This window comes from Microbacterium phoenicis (assembly GCF_047302325.1).
Taxonomy (GTDB): Bacteria; Actinomycetota; Actinomycetes; order Actinomycetales; family Microbacteriaceae; genus Microbacterium.
This window is the reverse complement of the sequence record NZ_CP154849.1, coordinates 947,366-963,662: the sequence shown is the minus strand read 5'-3', so window position 1 is coordinate 963,662 and position 16,297 is coordinate 947,366. Positions and strand designations below refer to the sequence as shown.

Annotated in this window: 14 protein-coding genes; 10 read left to right on the top strand and 4 right to left on the bottom strand. The window is 71.2% G+C overall.

Annotated features, from left to right (window positions below; translation table 11 throughout):
• Positions 1–53: 53 nt before the first annotated feature.
• Positions 54–1,121 carry a threonine aldolase family protein gene (locus tag ABCU91_RS04695; protein ID WP_406922738.1) on the top strand — a complete coding sequence of 356 codons (1,068 nt, stop codon included), beginning with the start codon at positions 54–56 and terminating at the stop codon, positions 1,119–1,121.
• Between the two features lie 34 nt (positions 1,122–1,155).
• Here ABCU91_RS04695 and ABCU91_RS04690 read toward each other — a convergent pair whose 3' ends face one another.
• On the bottom strand, positions 1,156–1,782 hold the full coding sequence (locus ABCU91_RS04690) for an NUDIX hydrolase family protein (RefSeq protein WP_091359221.1): 627 nt from the start codon (positions 1,780–1,782) through the stop codon (positions 1,156–1,158).
• A 110-nt stretch (positions 1,783–1,892) separates the two neighbouring features.
• On the opposite strand from ABCU91_RS04690, the gene ABCU91_RS04685 reads away from it, so the two are divergent.
• The 4 genes from ABCU91_RS04685 to ABCU91_RS04670 all read left to right on the top strand — a co-directional run bounded on the left by ABCU91_RS04685 (position 1,893) and on the right by ABCU91_RS04670 (position 10,209).
• Complete coding sequence (locus ABCU91_RS04685; protein ID WP_413354986.1) at positions 1,893–2,552, top strand: alpha/beta hydrolase; 660 nt, start codon at positions 1,893–1,895, stop codon at positions 2,550–2,552.
• A gap of 279 nt (positions 2,553–2,831) precedes the next feature.
• Positions 2,832–4,610, top strand: coding sequence for an ABC-F family ATP-binding cassette domain-containing protein (locus ABCU91_RS04680; RefSeq protein ID WP_413354985.1), 1,779 nt, complete (start codon positions 2,832–2,834; stop codon positions 4,608–4,610).
• 59 nt (positions 4,611–4,669) lie between these two features.
• Complete coding sequence (locus ABCU91_RS04675; RefSeq protein ID WP_413354984.1) at positions 4,670–9,376, top strand: ATP-dependent helicase; 4,707 nt, start codon at positions 4,670–4,672, stop codon at positions 9,374–9,376.
• A gap of 59 nt (positions 9,377–9,435) precedes the next feature.
• On the top strand, positions 9,436–10,209 hold the full coding sequence (locus ABCU91_RS04670) for a DNA-formamidopyrimidine glycosylase family protein (protein ID WP_413354983.1): 774 nt from the start codon (positions 9,436–9,438) through the stop codon (positions 10,207–10,209).
• A gap of 12 nt (positions 10,210–10,221) precedes the next feature.
• On the opposite strand, the gene ABCU91_RS04665 is transcribed toward ABCU91_RS04670, so the two are convergent.
• Both ABCU91_RS04665 and ABCU91_RS04660 read right to left on the bottom strand, forming a co-directional pair.
• The gene (locus ABCU91_RS04665) at positions 10,222–10,524 is read right to left on the bottom strand and encodes a putative quinol monooxygenase (RefSeq protein ID WP_406922743.1); all 303 of its coding nucleotides are present in this window, start codon (positions 10,522–10,524) and stop codon (positions 10,222–10,224) included.
• Positions 10,524–11,189: a YitT family protein gene (locus ABCU91_RS04660; protein ID WP_413354982.1), complete on the bottom strand. Its 666-nt coding sequence runs from the start codon at positions 11,187–11,189 to the stop codon at positions 10,524–10,526. Before ABCU91_RS04660 ends, ABCU91_RS04665 begins: the two co-directional genes overlap by 1 nt.
• A gap of 96 nt (positions 11,190–11,285) precedes the next feature.
• Between ABCU91_RS04660 and ABCU91_RS04655 the strand changes: the two genes are divergently transcribed.
• From ABCU91_RS04655 to ABCU91_RS04640, 4 genes are all read left to right on the top strand, one after another.
• Positions 11,286–11,693: a transferase gene (locus ABCU91_RS04655; protein ID WP_406922745.1), complete on the top strand. Its 408-nt coding sequence runs from the start codon at positions 11,286–11,288 to the stop codon at positions 11,691–11,693.
• An 83-nt stretch (positions 11,694–11,776) separates the two neighbouring features.
• Positions 11,777–12,289, top strand: a complete 513-nt coding sequence (locus ABCU91_RS04650; RefSeq protein ID WP_413354981.1) for a thermonuclease family protein — start codon at positions 11,777–11,779, stop codon at positions 12,287–12,289.
• 48 nt (positions 12,290–12,337) lie between these two features.
• Positions 12,338–13,054 (top strand): LysR family substrate-binding domain-containing protein, encoded by a 717-nt coding sequence (locus tag ABCU91_RS04645; protein WP_413354980.1) that lies wholly within the window; start codon positions 12,338–12,340, stop codon positions 13,052–13,054.
• A gap of 42 nt (positions 13,055–13,096) precedes the next feature.
• Positions 13,097–13,822, top strand: a complete 726-nt coding sequence (locus tag ABCU91_RS04640) for a glutamine amidotransferase-related protein (protein WP_413354979.1) — start codon at positions 13,097–13,099, stop codon at positions 13,820–13,822.
• Between the two features lie 4 nt (positions 13,823–13,826).
• Here the strand turns inward: ABCU91_RS04640 and ABCU91_RS04635 are convergent, their stop codons facing one another.
• Positions 13,827–14,645 carry a tryptophan-rich sensory protein gene (locus tag ABCU91_RS04635; RefSeq protein ID WP_413355376.1) on the bottom strand — a complete coding sequence of 273 codons (819 nt, stop codon included), beginning with the start codon at positions 14,643–14,645 and terminating at the stop codon, positions 13,827–13,829.
• A 245-nt stretch (positions 14,646–14,890) separates the two neighbouring features.
• On the opposite strand from ABCU91_RS04635, the gene ABCU91_RS04630 reads away from it, so the two are divergent.
• Positions 14,891–16,207, top strand: coding sequence for a DUF222 domain-containing protein (locus ABCU91_RS04630; RefSeq protein WP_413354978.1), 1,317 nt, complete (start codon positions 14,891–14,893; stop codon positions 16,205–16,207).
• Positions 16,208–16,297 lie beyond the last annotated feature (90 nt).

The window sequence follows — 16,297 nt, the reverse complement described above, 5'->3', positions numbered from 1 at the left end:
TCGCCGGGTTCCGACACGGGGAAGGCCATCGGCGTGAGACCTAGGCTTAGGGGGTGACGACGCTCCACGACCCGACGATCCGTTCCTTCGCCAGCGACAACTACTCCGGGGTCCACCCGGAGGTCATCGCGGCCATCGCCGCCGCCAACGACGGCCACCAGGTCGCCTACGGCGAAGACGTGTACACCGCACGCCTGCAGGAGGTCTTCGCGCGCCACTTCGGCGAGGACGCGCAGGCGTTCCCCGTCTTCAACGGGACCGGTGCGAACGTCACCGGCCTGCAGTCGATGCTCCCCCGCTGGGGCGCTGTGGTCGCGGCATCCACCGCTCACATCAACGTCGACGAGGGCGGCGCTCCCGAGAAGGTCGCGGGCATCAAGATCCTCAACGTGCCGACCGACGACGGCAAGCTCACCCCCGAGCTCGTCGACAGGGAGGCCTGGGGGTGGGGTGACGAGCACCGCGCGCAGCCTCTCGTCGTCTCGATCACGCAGTCCACCGAGCTCGGCACCCTCTACACGCCCGACGAGATCCGGGCCCTCGCCGACCACGCGCACGCCCGCGGCATGCACCTGCACCTCGACGGCGCACGCCTGTCGAACGCGGCCGCGGCCCTCGACCTGCCGATCCGCTCCTTCACCCTCGATGCGGGCGTCGACGTCGTGAGCGCCGGCGGGACGAAGAACGGCGCGCTCGCGGCCGAAGCCATCGTGGTGCTCGACCCCGCGGCATCCCAGGGGCTCCCCTACCTGCGCAAGCTCAACATGCAGCTCTCGTCGAAGATGCGCTTCGTCTCGGCGCAGCTGATCGCCCTCTACGAGGACGACCTCTACCTGCGGAACGCGCGCCACGCGAATGCGATGGCGGCACGACTCCGCGCAGCGGTCGAGGCGGGCCTGGCGGACGGGTCGATCTCGGGTGTGCGCTTCAGCCAGCCGACGCAGGCGAACGGCATCTTCGCGACCCTGCCCGACGGCGTCGCCGACCGCCTGCGCGAGTCGTTCCGCTTCTACGATTGGGATGCCTCGAAGAACGAGGTGCGCTGGATGTGCTCCTTCGACACCACGGAATCCGACGTCGACGCGTTCGTCGCGGCGCTGTCGCGCCTCACGCGCGGCTGACGGGGGCGCCGCGGCGCGGGTCGCGCGGGGCGAGTCAGCGCAGGGCGCCGACCGAGGCGAGTGCCTGCCGGACGAGGGTGGAGCGGCCGCCCTCCATCTCGGCGGCGAGGGCGTCGGACGAGGCCTCCTCGGGCGACATCCAGGTGACTTCGAGGGCGTCCTGGCGTGGCTCGCACGTGCCGGTCACGGGCACGACGAACGCGAGCGAGACGGCGTGCTGACGGTCGTCGTGGAACGCGCTCACGCCGGGGATCGGGAAGTACTCGGCGACCGTGAACGGGGCGGGCTGCGGCGGCAGCAGCGGGAAGGCCATCGGCCCGAGGTCGTTCTCGAGGTGACGGAACAGCGCGTCGCGCACGGTCTCGCCGTAACGGACGCGCCCTGACACGATCGTGCGGGAGATCTCGCCCATCGGCGTCGCGCGCAGCAGGATGCCGACGTCGGTCACCGCGCCCATGCCGTCCAGACGCACCGGCACGGCCTCGACGTACAGCATCGGCAGGCGGCGGCGCGCCTCGGCGAGCTCGACGTCGCTCAGCCACGCCGGGTTGCCCGCGGAGCCCGGACGCCCCATCGACGACCCCAGGCCGCGGAGCGGATCGCGCGAGGCGCCCTCGTCGCCCTGCTCGTTCGGGTCGGGGTCGGGGGTGCGGACGGCCATGCCTCATGTATACCCGAGCGGATGCCGCGGTGCCCCGCCCGCGGTCGCCTCGCCCGTGTGCCTCGCCCGTGTCCCTCGCCCGTGTCGGAGGGCTGGGGCAGGATGTACGCATGGTGGCCGCCTCCCCGCTCGATCCCGACGCCGTCCTGTGGTCCGCATCCGCCGACGAACGTAGCGACCGTCCGCTGCTGGTGCTGCTCCACGGCTACGGGTCGAACGAAGCGGACCTGTTCAGCCTGGTGCCGGACCTTCCGGAGGAGTTCGTCGTGGCCGCCGTCCGCGCGCCCCTCGCGCCGCGCTTCCCGATGCCCGGGTACTCCTGGTTCACGATCGACGGCGTCGAGAGTCGCGACCACGGCGAGGTCATCGCGTCGACCTCCGCCGTCTGGGAGTGGGTCGACGAGGTGCGGGGGGAGGCGGCATCCGTGGGTCTTCTCGGCTTCTCGCAGGGCGGCGTCATCGCCCTGCAGATGCTGCGGATGCGACCGCAGGCCGCCGCGTTCGCGGTGAGCCTCGCCGGCTACGCCTTCCCCGAACCTGCGGACGGGGATGCCGAGCTGGCCGAGGTGCGCCCGCCGGTGTTCTGGGGCCGCGGCGCACGCGACGAGGTGATCCCGCCGCGCTTCGTCGACCACACGGCGCAGTGGCTGCCGAGCCACACCGATCTGAGCGGGCGCGTCTATCCGAACCTCGCGCACAGCGTCTCGGCCGAGGAGCTCGGCGACGTCCGCGTGTTCCTCGAGAAGCAGCTGACGCGCCTGCGCGGCTGACGCCCTGGCATCTGCTCGGCATCGTCGCTACCATGGTCGGCGTCCTGTCCCGAGTGTGAGGAAGAGCCGTTGAAGGCTGTCGACGCGATCGCGCTGTGATCCCGCGCTGACCCGTCGACCCTCCCCGAGGACGATGCGACGGTCCGCCCGGTGATCGATTCACCGACCGGCGCGGACCGTCCCCTTCGACCGCAGCACACCGTGCTGCCCGGCCGCACCGAGCGCTGCGGGCCGGTTCGTCGACGCCGGCGTCCGCGCACCCCGAACAGGGAGGCGCACATGCCCACCACTTCTCTCTCTGCGGTCACCCTCGACCGCCTCACCTTCGCCTGGCCCGACGGCACCGTCGCGCTGAGCGACGTCACCGGAGCCTTCAGCGGCGGTCGCACCGGCCTCGTCGGCCGGAACGGGTCCGGCAAGTCCACGCTGCTGAAACTCATCGCCGGGACTCTCGAACCGGCATCCGGATCGATCACGACGGCGGGACGGGTCGACCTGCTGCCCCAGCAGCTCACGCTCGACGTGTCGCGGCGCGTCGCAGACGTGCTCGGCATCTGGCCCGTCCTCGACGCGGTGCGCGCGATCGAACGCGGCGACGTCGACGAGCGCCACTTCGACACGGTCGGCGACGACTGGGACGTCGAGGCGCGAGCGACGGCGGCGCTCGCCGAGGTCGGCCTGCCGGATGGAGCTCTCGATCGCCGCGTCGGCGAGCTCTCGGGCGGTGAGGCGGTGCTCGCGGCGCTCATCGGCGTCCGCCTGCGCGGCGCCGAGATCGCCCTGCTCGACGAGCCGACGAACAACCTCGACCGCGACGCGCGTCGCCGTGTGCGCGAGCTCGTGCGGATGTGGCGCGGCACGCTTATCGTGGTGAGCCACGACATCGCGCTGCTCGACGAGCTCGACGACACGGCGGAACTGTACGGCTCCGAGCTGTCGGTCTTCGGCGGCCCGTACTCCGCATGGCGGTCCTGGCTCGAGACGGAGCAGGCCGCCGCCGCACAGGCCGAGACGGCGGCGCGACAGGTGCTGCGGCGCGAGAAGCGGGACCGCCGGCAGGTCGAATCGGCGATCGCCATGCGGAACGCGCACGGCAAGAAGCTTGCTGCGCAGAAAGCGGCGCCGAAGATCGTGCTGGGCGCCATGAAGCGCTCCGCGCAGGTGACGGCGGGCAAGCTGCGCGTCGAAGCGAACGCGAAGGTGGATGCCGCGCGCGCCGCCGTCGACACCGCCGGACGGCGCGTGCGAGACGACGACACGGTCCGCATCGATCTGCCCGATCCGGAGGTCGGCACCGGCCGCCGGATCGCGACGATCGGCGACGCCGAGCGCACCTGGATCATCCAGGGGCCCGAGCGGGTGGCACTGATCGGACCGAACGGCGCCGGCAAGACGACGCTGCTCGAGCGGCTCGTCGCGTCGGCGTACGGCGGGGCTGTTCCGTATTCAGTCTCCCGGGTCTCGGCATCGGCGGCCGCCTCCGAGACGGCAGGGATCGGGGCCGTCGCGGGGACACCGAGACTGAATACGGAACGCGCGGCGGCAGCGACCTCTCAGCCGTTCTCCGGTCAGAAGGGTTCGGGCCCGCCTCGAACGGATGCGGACGCGGCATTTTTCCGGAGAACGGTCCGCGCCGAGGCGCACACCGACCGCATCGGCTACCTGTCGCAGCGGGTGGACGGCCTCGAGGAGGATGCCGCGGTGCTGGCGAACATCCGGGCGGCGGCACCCGGAGTGGGCGACGTCGAGCTGCGGAACCGGCTGGCGAGGTTCCTCATCCGCGGCGACACGGTGCACCGCCCCGTCTCGGCGCTCTCGGGCGGCGAGCGGTTCCGCGTGGCGCTCGCCCGCCTGCTGCTCGCCGACCCGCCGCCGCACCTGCTGGTACTCGACGAGCCGACGAACAACCTCGACCTCGACACGGTCGACCAGCTCGTCGAGGCCCTCTCGGCCTACCGGGGCGCGGTGCTCGTGGTGAGCCACGACGACGCGTTCCTCGCGCGGATCGGGGCGGGACTCACGCTCGAACTCCGCGACGGACGGATGACGGAGGTCTGACCGACGGGCCGGGGCGCAAGCCCCGGCCCGATGTCGGTGGTCCGCGCGATGATGGGAGCATGGCGGACGTCCTCGAGCGGTTCAGCCCTGCGACGCAGGACTGGTTCCGCAGCGCCTTCCACGCGCCCACGGCGGCGCAGGCCGGTGCGTGGCAGGCGATCTCGGCCGGCAAGCACGCGCTGGTGGTCGCCCCGACCGGTTCCGGCAAGACGCTCTCGGCGTTCCTCTGGGCACTCGACCGCATCTTCCGCGACCGCGTCGCCGAGAAGCCGACGACCGAGGGCGAGAAGCCCGCGCGCGGCAAGAAGAAGCGGTCGGATGCCACGCCTCCCCGCACGCGCGTCCTCTACGTCTCACCGCTCAAGGCCCTCGGCGTCGACGTCGAGCGCAACCTCCGCTCCCCGCTGGTGGGCATCGGGCAGTCCGCCCGCAGGCTCGGGATGCCGGCGCCCGATGTGACTGTGGGGGTCCGCTCCGGCGACACGCCCTCCGCCGACCGGCGACGCCTGCTCGCCGATCCTCCTGACATCCTCATCACGACGCCGGAGTCGCTGTACCTGATGCTGACCTCGCAGGCAGCAGAGACGCTCCGCGGCATCCACACCGTCATCGTCGACGAGGTCCACGCCGTTGCCGCGACCAAGCGCGGTGCGCACCTCGCCGTGAGTCTCGAGCGCCTCGACGCCCTGCTCGACACCCCCGCGCAGCGGATCGGTCTGTCGGCGACGGTCCGGCCGATCGACGAGGTCGCCCGTTTCCTGGGCGGCGCGGCTCCCGTCGACATAGTGGCGCCGAAGGCGACGAAGGCGTTCGACCTCTCCGTCGTCGTGCCGATCGACGACCTCACGAACCCGCCTCCGCCACCCGGCGCGCCGGACGAGGAGGAGCCTGTCGCGGTCGATGCCGACGACGACGATGGCGACGGCGGCAACTGGTACACGCCGCCCCAGTCGTCGGAGATGACCGGGTCGGTCTGGCCGCACGTCGAAGAGGCGATCGTCGACCGCATCCTCGCCCACCGGTCCACGATCGTCTTCTCGAACTCGCGTCGCCTCGCCGAGCGCCTGACGGGACGGCTCAACGAGATCTACGCCGAACGGGTCGGCATCGACGTGCCGGACCAGACCGTTCCCGCAGCGATGATGGCGCAGGCGGGCGCATCCGCCGGCGTCGAGGCGATCCTCGCGAAGGCGCACCACGGCTCGGTGTCGAAGGAGCAGCGCGCGCAGGTCGAGGACGAGCTGAAATCCGGGGCGCTGCGCTGCGTCGTCGCGACGAGCAGCCTCGAGCTCGGCATCGACATGGGTGCCGTCGACCTCGTGATCCAGGTCGAGGCCCCGCCCTCGGCGGCATCCGGTCTGCAGCGCGTCGGCCGCGCCGGTCACCAGGTCGGCGAGGTGAGTCGCGCGGCCCTGTTCCCCAAGCACCGGGGCGACGTCCTGCACACGGCCGTCGTGACCGAGCGGATGCTGGCGGGCCAGATCGAGGCGATCTCAGTGCCGCAGAATCCGCTCGACATCCTCGCGCAGCACACGATCGCGGCCTCCGCCGTGGCCGTGCTCGACGTCGAGGGCTGGTTCGAGACGATCAAGCGATCGGCGCCGTTCCGCTCCCTGCCGCGGTCCGCGTACGAGGCGACGCTCGACCTGCTCGCGGGCCGCTATCCGTCGGACGCCTTCGCCGAGCTGCGGCCGCGCGTCGTCTGGGATCGGGATGCCGGGACCATCACCGGTCGGCCCGGTGCGCAGCGCATCGCGGTCACCAGCGGCGGCACGATTCCCGACCGGGGACTGTTCGGCGTCTTCATCTCGGGCGAGGCTCGCAACGCCCGCGTCGGCGAGCTCGACGAGGAGATGGTTTACGAGTCGCGCGTCGGCGACGTGTTCACCCTCGGCACCACCAGCTGGCGGATCGTCGAGATCACCCACGACCGCGTCAACGTCCTCCCCGCTTACGGGCAGCCGGGCAAGCTCCCGTTCTGGCACGGCGACGGGCTCGGGCGCCCGGCCGAGCTCGGCGAGGCACTCGGCAAGTTCTCCCGCGAACTGTCGACCTCCAAGCCCGAGAAGGCCACCGAACGGCTCCGGGAGTCCGGCCTCGACGACAACGCCATCGGCAACCTGCTCGCCTACATCGGCGAACAGCGCGAAGCGACCGGCAGCCTGCCGACCGACAAGTCGCTGACTGTCGAGCGTTCGCGCGACGAGGTCGGCGACTGGCGCGTCATCCTGCATTCCCCGTACGGCATGCACGTGCACGCACCGTGGGCGCTGGCCGTCAACGCGCGGATCCGCGAACGCCTCGGCGTCGAAGGAGCAGCCGTCGCGAGCGACGACGGGATCATCGCGCGGGTCCCGGACACGGATGCCGAGCCGCCGGGTGCCGAGCTCTTCGTGTTCGACGCGGACGAGCTCGAGCAGCTCGTCACCTCGGAGGTCGGCGGGTCCGCGCTGTTCGCCTCGCGGTTCCGCGAGTGCGCCGCACGCGCGCTGCTGCTGCCGCGGCTGAACCCGAACAAGCGGTCGCCGCTGTGGCAGCAGCGGCAGCGGTCCGCGCAGCTGCTGGAGGTCGCCAAGGAGCACCCCACCTTCCCGATCATCCTCGAGACGCTCCGCGAGGTGCTGCAGGACGTCTACGATCTGCCTGCCCTGCTGCGCATCGCGCGGAGCATCGCGGAACGCCGCATCCGTCTCGTCGAGACCACGACCAACTCCCCGTCGCCGTACGCCCGCGACCTGCTGTTCGGATATGTCGGGGCGTTCATGTACGAGGGCGACTCACCCCTCGCCGAGCGCCGGGCTGCGGCGCTGTCGGTCGACCCGGCCCTGCTGAGCGAACTGCTGGGCAAGATCGAGATGCGCGAGCTGCTCGACCCGGGCGTCATCGAGCAGTACGAACGTGAGCTCCAGCGCCTCGACCCGACGCGCCGTGTGCGCGGCGTCGAAGGCGTCGCCGACCTGCTCCGTCTGCTCGGGCCCCTGTCAGTCGCCGAGGTCGCCGAACGTCTCGAAGGCGCCGCGACGGACCCCGACGCGCCCGCACCCGCTGCGACCGACGCGGATGCCGCCGCGCTCCTCGACGAGCTCGTCGAGACCCGCCGCGCGATCCGGGTCACCTTCGGCGGCGCGGCCCGCATCGCCGGGATCGAGGACGCGGGCCGTCTGCGCGATGCGCTCGGCGCGGCCCTGCCCGTCGGCATCCCGACGGCGTTCCTCGAGCCGGTCGCCGACCCGCTTGCGGACCTCGTCGCCCGCTACGCACGCACCCACGGGCCGTTCCGGACGTCCGACGTCGCCGCCCGCCTCGGCGTGGGCGGTGCCGTCGCGCGTCAGACGCTGCAGCGACTCGAAGCGCAAGGCCGGCTCGCGAGCGGGTTCTTCCTGCCCGCAGACGCCGCGCACTCGGACGACCTCGAATGGTGCGACAGCGAGGTGCTGCGCCGTATCCGGATGCGCTCGCTCGCCGCGATCCGCGGAAGCGTCGAGCCCGTCGAACCGCAGGCGCTGGGACGATTCCTACCCGTCTGGCAGCACCTGACGCGTCCGCTCGAAGGCGTCGACGGGGTGCTCGCCGTCGTCGAGCAACTGGTCGGCGTGCCGCTCCCCGCGAGCGCATGGGAGTCGCTCATCCTGCCGTCGCGGGTGCGGAACTACTCCCCCGCTCTGCTCGACGAGCTGACCGCGACGGGCGAGGTGCTGTGGTCGGGACACGGCTCGTTGCCCGGGCGCGACGGGTGGATCGCGCTGCACCCCGCAGACGTCGCCACCCTCACGCTCCCCACGCCCGAGGACGAGCCGACACCGTTCGAGCAGTCGATCCTCGACGCGCTCGGCGCCGGCGGCGCGTACTTCGCGGGGCAGCTGGCCGGCATGGTCGAGGCGCCGAACGAGCAATCCGTCATCGATGCGCTCTGGAACCTGACCTGGTCGGGACGCGTCACGAACGACACCTTCGCCCCTGTCCGGGGACTCCTCGCCGGGGGATCGCAGGCGCACCGGGTGACGCGGCGGACGCCCCGCACCCGGATGTTCCGCGGCACGCCGATCGCGGCCGCCGCACGGCCCGCACCGCAGCGCCCCGCGATGGTCGGCGGCCGCTGGTCGCTCCTGCCCATTCCCGACGACGACGCGACCCTCCGGGCGACCGCGACGGCGGGCATGCTCCTCGAGCGCTACGGCGTCGTGACGCGCGGTTCGGTACAGGCCGAGGGCGTGCCCGGCGGCTTCGCGCAGGTGTACCGGATCCTGGCGGGATTCGAGGATGCCGGGCACTGCCGGCGCGGCTACTTCGTCGAGAAGCTCGGCGCCGCCCAGTTCGCCACCTCGGCGACGGTCGACCGGCTCCGCGAGTTCGCATCCGTGCCCGAGCCTGCTCCGCTCACCGCGCGGACGCTCGCCGCCACCGACCCCGCGAACCCCTACGGCGCGGCGCTGAACTGGCCGTCGATCGAAGGCGTGAACCACCGCCCGGGCCGCAAGGCCGGCGGACTCGTCGTGCTCGTCGACGGCACGCTCGTGCTGTACCTCGAGCGGGGCGGGCGCACCGCCCTCGCGTTCACCGACGACGAGGACGTGCTCGTCGCGGCCGCCCGGAGCCTCGTCGAGACCTCGCGGGCCCACGGACTCGACACCCTCACGATCGAGCAGGTGAGCGGCGCGTTCGTCTACACGACCGCCGCCGGCCGCGCCCTCCGCGACGCCGGTTTCGTCGAGTCGCCCAAGGGTCTCACCCTGCGGCGCGGCGCACGGGAGCCGCAGCGTGCCTGAGCTCCGGATGCCTGAGCTCCGGATGCGTGAGGTCCGGGTGCCTGAGCCGGAGGCGACGTATGCCCGAGGGTGACACCGTCTTCCGTGCCGCGCGGAAGCTGCACGAGGCGCTCGCAGGCCACGAAGTGACGCGTTTCGAGGTGCGTGTGCCGCGGAGCGCCACGGTCGACCTGCGCGGCGAGACCGTGCGCGAAGTCGTGCCGCGTGGCAAGCACCTCCTGATGCGCATCGGGGCGCAGACCCTGCACTCCCACCTCAAGATGGAGGGCCGCTGGCACGTCTACCGGCCCGGGCAGAAGTGGCGCGCGCCCGCGTTCCAGGCCCGCGCGATCGTCGGGACGAGACCCGCGGATGCCGTCGGCTTCGAACTCGCGATGGTCGAGGTCCTCCCCACTGCCGACGAGGACCGCGTCGTCGGCCACCTCGGACCCGATCCGCTCGCCGCCGACTGGGATGCGGCGAAGGCCGTGGCCAACGTCGCGGCGGACGAGCGCGCGATCCATGTCGCGCTGCTCGACCAGCGGAACGTCGCCGGGTTCGGCAACGAGTACGCCAACGAGCTGCTGTTCGTGCGCGGCATCCGCCCCACCGCGCTCGCGAAGGACGTCGACGTCGCTGGTCTCATCGAGACGGGGGTGCGGATGATCCGCGCGAACCGGGATCGGCAGGGGCGCACGTTCACCGGTGACAATCGCCCCGGGAAGCAGACGTGGGTCTACGGTCGCGGCGGCAAGCCATGCCGGAGGTGCGGCACGCTCATCCAAGGGTCGGAGCTGGGCGCCCGCGCGACGAGCGAGCGGATCGTGTTCTGGTGCCCCGTCTGCCAGCCGTGAGCGGCTGACGCCTCACTCCTCGGGCGGAAGACCCTCGATGCGGTAGCGACGCTCGATGCCCGCCGTCGCGCGACCCCATTCGCTTTCGGCCGCGCGTCGCTGATGCTCCCGGAACGCGTGCACGTCGGTGAAGAGCTCCTCGACCGACCAGGCGCGGCCGCCGCCGAGCGGCGTGATCTCGAACAGCAGACACCCCGGTTCCGCGCGGGTGCGAGCGATGTGCGCGTCGAGGTGGCGACGCACGGCATCCGCTTCGTCCTTCGTGGCGCAGATCATGCGTCCCGAGAGGCGTACACCGCCGATGTCGACCATCATCAGTGGCCGATGTACCGGCCCGGCCGGTGGTTCAGTGCGAGGACGAGGTTCAGCACGACGGCCCCGGCAGCGCTGAGGAGGACGTTCGGCCACGGAACGACGAGGAGGGCGAGAAGGATGACGAGGACATCGAAGACCATCATGGTCCACCCCACGCGGATGCCGGTCGCATCCTGGATGACGAGGGCTACGACGTTGATGCCGCCGAGGCTCGCGCCGTGTCGGAAGACGATGAGCAGGCCGATGCCGGCGAGGAGGTTGCCGGCGACGGTGCCGAAGATCGGATCGATCCGTTCGACGAGGAAGAAATGCTCGATGACGACGGAGAAGCCCGACACCGCACCGATGCACACCATGGTGCGCAGCGCGAAGTTCCACCCGCGCTTCCAGACGGCGAGCACGCCGAACGGCAGGTTCACGACCGCGAACAGCGCCCAGAAAGGCCACTCGAGGGCGTAGTTCAGCAGCAGCGACAGGCCCGCCGTGCCGCCGGTGACGGCCGTGCTGAGGTGCAGCAGGAACAGGCCGAGCGAGACGGTGAACGTCCCCGTCGCGAGTCCGACGACGTCATCCAGCCAGCTGTGCGGCGCGGCCTTCTGATCGAAGACGAGCGACGGCCCGGTCTCGGGCGCGGCGGAGTCGATCGGATCTGCGGAGGCTGTCACCGAATCAGGTTACCCAGCCGCGGTCAACCCCGTGATTTGGGGCGGGATTCGGGAATGAAATGCCTTGTGGGACGTTGTATCCGTCAAGGAGGACCCGTGGGCAAGAACTACATCGACATCGAGAACGACCGAGGCGAGACGCTGCGCTACCGCAAGCACGCCAACGGGCGTGGCTTGATCGCGAACGGCGCCAAGGTGCACCCGAGCGCGATCGTCGAAGCAGGCACCTACGTCGAACCCGGGGCGCAGATCGCGGCGGGGGCCCGAATCGGCCGCGGCGTGTGGATCGAACCGGATGCCGTCATCGGCCCGAACGCCGAGATCGCCCCGCACGCGCACATCGGCCCCGGAGCGGCTATCGGTGCGGGCGCGAAGATCGGCGTCCGCTGCTTCGTCGGCGCGGGAGCGCGCGTCGCCAGCGAATCGCTGATCGGCGACGACGAGAGCATCCCCGACGGTGAACGCGTCGCCACCGACCGACGCGGACTGCGCCTGGCGGCCTGACCCGCTCCTCTCGCAGACTCATCACGGCCCGATTCCCCTCAGGGAGTCGGGCCTTCGTCTGTGGTCGGGGCTAGCCTCGGCGCATGACCACGCCCCGTCGCTCGACCCGTGCCGTCGTCGCGGGGTTCGTCGGGGCGCTTCTGCTCGCAGGGATCTGGGTGGCGGCATCCGCTCTGCGCGAAGCGCCCGGGGACGGGATCCCGGCGGGTGCCGTCGTCGTCTCCGTCGAGCGCGTCGTCGACGGAGACACGCTCGTGACCGCGGACGGAGCGCGGGTCCGCCTGATCGGCATCGACGCCCCTGAAGCGCGCCCCCAGCCGGAATGCGGGGCGGATGCCGCGACCGCCCGGCTGCGCGAGCTCGCTCCCGAGGGAGCCCGACTCTGGATGCTCGCGGACCGCGAGGACCTCGACCGATTCGAGCGCGATCTGCGCTACGTGTGGACCGAGGGCGGCACGTTCGTCAACGACCTCCTCGTCGCCGAGGGACATGCCGAGACCCTCCGCATCCCGCCCAACACCCGATACGCCGATCGCCTCGCCGAGAGCGAGGCGGCCGCTCGAGCCGACGGTGCCGGACGGTGGGGTGCCTGCTGAGCCGCGGCATCCCGGGGCATCCCGCGGCGCGCGGCTACGCTGACAGGCATGGCGACACGAGGCGGACCCCAGCGCAAGGGTGGTCGTCCGTCGCCGGCGAAAGCCCGCTCCGGCGGCTCGAAGCCGCCCCAGAAGCGGAAGCCCGCACCGGCGCCGCCGACGCCCGCGCCGCCGTCCGGCCCCTTCCGCCTCGGCGCGATCCCGGGGGCGACGCCGGGCAAGTGGATCGACATCTGGAAGACGCGGATGCCGCAGAATCCCCTCGAGCTCGTCACCCTCTCGGTAGTGGACCAGCGGTCAGCCTTGACCGATGACGACGTGGACGCCGCGATCGTCCGCCTGCCGATCGACCGCGACGGCCTCAACGTCATCCCCCTGTACGAAGAGACAACGGTCGTGGTGTGCGCCGCGGACTCCCACCTGACCGCTGCGGACGAGTTGACCGCCGACGACCTCCGCGGCGAGGTGCGGATCGTGCCTCTCGACGACGTGCTGTCGTTCGAGGTCTCAGGGACCGACGCACCACAGTTCGCGGCGCCGGCGACCACCGGCGAAGCGATCGAGACCGTCGCCGCAGGCGTCGGGATCGTGCTCGTCCCCATGTCGCTCGCGCGACTGCATCACCGCAAGGACGTGGCGTTCCGTCCACTCGCGGATGCGCCGGCCTCGGCCGTCGCGCTCGCCTGGCGCGCCCAGGGTGCAAGCGACCTGGTCGACACGTTCGTGGGGATCGTGCGCGGTCGCACGTCGAACTCGTCGCGCTGACGCACGGCGTTCGGCCTCGGACCGGGCATTTAGACTCGAGGAATGGCCCCGCTCGTCTACCTGTGCGTTCGCCCGCAGGTGGATGCCGCGGACGGCGAGTACGCGTCGTTCCACGAAGCGATGGGGGTCGGCGAGAGCGGCCTCGAGCGGTGGAACCTCGTCGACGACGACCTCCCCGCCGATGCGTTCGAGCGCTGGCGCGGCTTCGTGGTCGGCGGCAGCCCGTTCAACACGACGGATGCCGATGACTCCAAGCCAGCGGAGCAGGTGCGGATCGAGACAGGACTCAGAGCCGTCGCGCAGGCCGCGGCAGCGGGGCGGACCACCGCGCTGTTCACGTGCTTCGGCATCGGTGTCGCCTCACGCGCCCTCGGCGGCGAGGTGACACGGGAGTATCCGGAGGGGACGGGGCCCACCGGCATCCGTCTCACCGATGCGGGTCGGGAGGATCCGCTGTTCGGCGGGCTGAAGGCGGAGTTCACGGCGTTGACGGCGCACAAGGAAGCCATCGAACGCCTGCCCGAAGGCGCGGTGCTCCTGGCGACGAACGACGACTGCCCCGTGCAGGCATACCGGTTCGGTGAGCGGCTGTACGCGACGCAGTTCCACCCCGAGCCGACCGGGATCGCCTTCGCGGAGCGCATGACGATCTACCGCAACCACGGCTACTTCGACGCCGACGCGTACGACACCGTCGCCGCGCGCGTGCTGGCCGCGGATCTCGATGAACCGCAGCGGTTGCTGCGACGATTCGCCGAGATCTTCTGACCGCTCAGCTGCGCGCGAGAGCGAGTTCGCCGCGGCGGCCGCGTGCCCAGAGGACGAGCGGGACGACGACGACGATCGCTGCGGCGATCCACGCCGCGATGGCGATCGGGGTGGACTCGGGCTCGGTCGCGAAGCGGCCGATGCCGATCCACAGGAGTCCCCACGCAGAGGCGAGGGCCGGGGCGAGGCGCCCGCCGGTGCGAATGGCGCTCGCGGCGGCGATCAGGACCACCACGACGATGACGGCGATGCCCCACCCGGTGGCGGCGTCGCCCCACGACCTCGGGGCGACCTCGGCGGTGAGCCAGGCCGTCGTGTTCGCGACGGTGGCGAGGGTGACCCAACCCAGGTGGAGGCCGACGGTGATATCGGTGAAGAACGTCTCGGCGAACGATCGCGGCGGGTTGAAGACGAGGATGCGGATGGTCCAGCCGAGCGCGACGAGCAGCGCGACGATCGTCACGACGGTGACGAGGAGCGTCGTGTACTGGGCGGCCAGCAACCACAGCCCGTTCAGGACCGCGGTGAGGGCGATCGGGTAGCCGACCTTGCGCTGACGGTCGCTGGCGCGCTGCGAGGGGAGCGCCTGCCAGATCGTGTACGCGATCATGAAGAGGTAGATGACGCTCCAGATCGAGAACGCCTGGGCCGCGGGAGCGAGCACCGTCGAGGTGGCGGAGAGCGCGCCGCCCTGCAGGTCCTGCACGGGGGTCCCACCGAGGACACCGGCTCCGAACAGCGCGGCGATCAACATGAACGTCACCGCCGAGATCACGACGACCTGGCGGGTGAGGTCCGACGAACGGGATGCGGTGGAGCTCATCATGACGTCACGGTACGTTCCGGGAGCGTGAGGCAGCGACCTCTTGACAGGCCTCGAGCGGGGGCTTGAGGGGATGGGGTGGGCGGCGGGTGTGGGGCAGGCGGGGCGTGACGTGGTGGCCGTCGGGCGTCGGGCGTCGGGCCATAACCCCGATGAGAGGTTTCTCATTTTTTGTCTGGTTCGCAACGGGTGTTTTCGGTGGTTATCGGGGTCTGAATGTCGGTGGTTGGTGCGAGAGTGCAGGTATGACGGAAGCGATGGAAACCCCCGATGGTGAGGCGTATCTCGCCGCCATCGCTGGGATCGTCGCGGACGTCGAAGACGTAGGCCGCCAGATCGCCGCCGGGCAGATCACGGAGCTTCGCGTGCTGGCCGCCGCAGGCCGTTTGGCGGACGAGCAGGGCGCGCCTCGGAACGCGAGAGTCCAGGTGCACGACATGATGTTGCGGTCGATCTCTGCCGAGGTCGCCGGGGCCATGCGACTCACCGATCGGGCCGTTCAGCGTCGGATCGGGGAAGCGCGAACGATCATCGAAGGATTCCCCGCTGCGGTGGCTGCGTGGGAGTCCGGGCGGATCGTCCGAGGCCATGTGAAAGCGATCGTCGACGCCGGATTGAACTTGCCCGGCGAGATGTGGGCTCAGTTCGAGGCGATCGCGATCGAACGCTGCGAAGGGGAGACGCCGAACCGAGTCCGGGGTGAGCTCGAGATCCTCGCGCACCGGATGCACCCACGATCCTTCGCGGAACGGCATGAAGAGGCAGCCGCCGGCCGGTGCGTGCGACTGGTGCCGGGGCGGGACGGGATGAGCGATCTCATCGCAACCCTTCCGACGGTGATCGCGGAAGGGATCCACGACAGGCTCACACAGCAAGCACGGGCGATCATCGACACGCGGGACGAGCGCCCGGCCGACTCCGATGCGGTTGCGACTGACGCCCGCTCGACCGATCAGGTCCGTGCGGACGTGTTCGCCGACCTGCTTCTCGCCGGTACCCCGGCGTTGGATGACACCCGAGACACGAGCGCCGGACCGCTCGGGGCGATCCGCGCGAGGGTGCAGGTCTTGGTTCCCGCAGTGACGTTGACCGGCGGGAACGATGTGCCCTGCGATCTCGCAGGCCGCTCCCCCATCGACCCCGCCACCGCGCGCACACTCGCCGGAGCGACACACATCTGGGAGCGCCTCTTCCACGACCCGACGACCGGCGTCACCGTCGCGACCGATTCGTACCGGGTCCCGTCGGGGATGCGACGGTTCCTACAAGCCCGAGACCAGCACTGCCGGTTCCCCGGATGCCGCGTCGCGGCCATCCGGTGCGAAATCGACCACACCCACGACCACGCCCTCGGCGGCAAGACAGAGTTGAGCAATCTCGCTCACCTGTGTCAACGGCATCATTCGATGAAGCAGTTCACCGCCTGGCGGGTGCGACAACTCCCGGGTGGTGTCCTCGAATGGACCTCACCCCTCGGCAGGACCTACCGCGAAGACGCACCCACCCCGGCCGTCGCCTTCACCCCTGCCACCGTTACTCCCGGAGACCCTGCACCGTTCTGAGAGGGCGCGAACACACGAGCGCGCCACCCGAGGACGGCGCGCCGCCCGAGGACATCGCGCCACCCGAGCTCGCGTCACGCCCCCGACGCG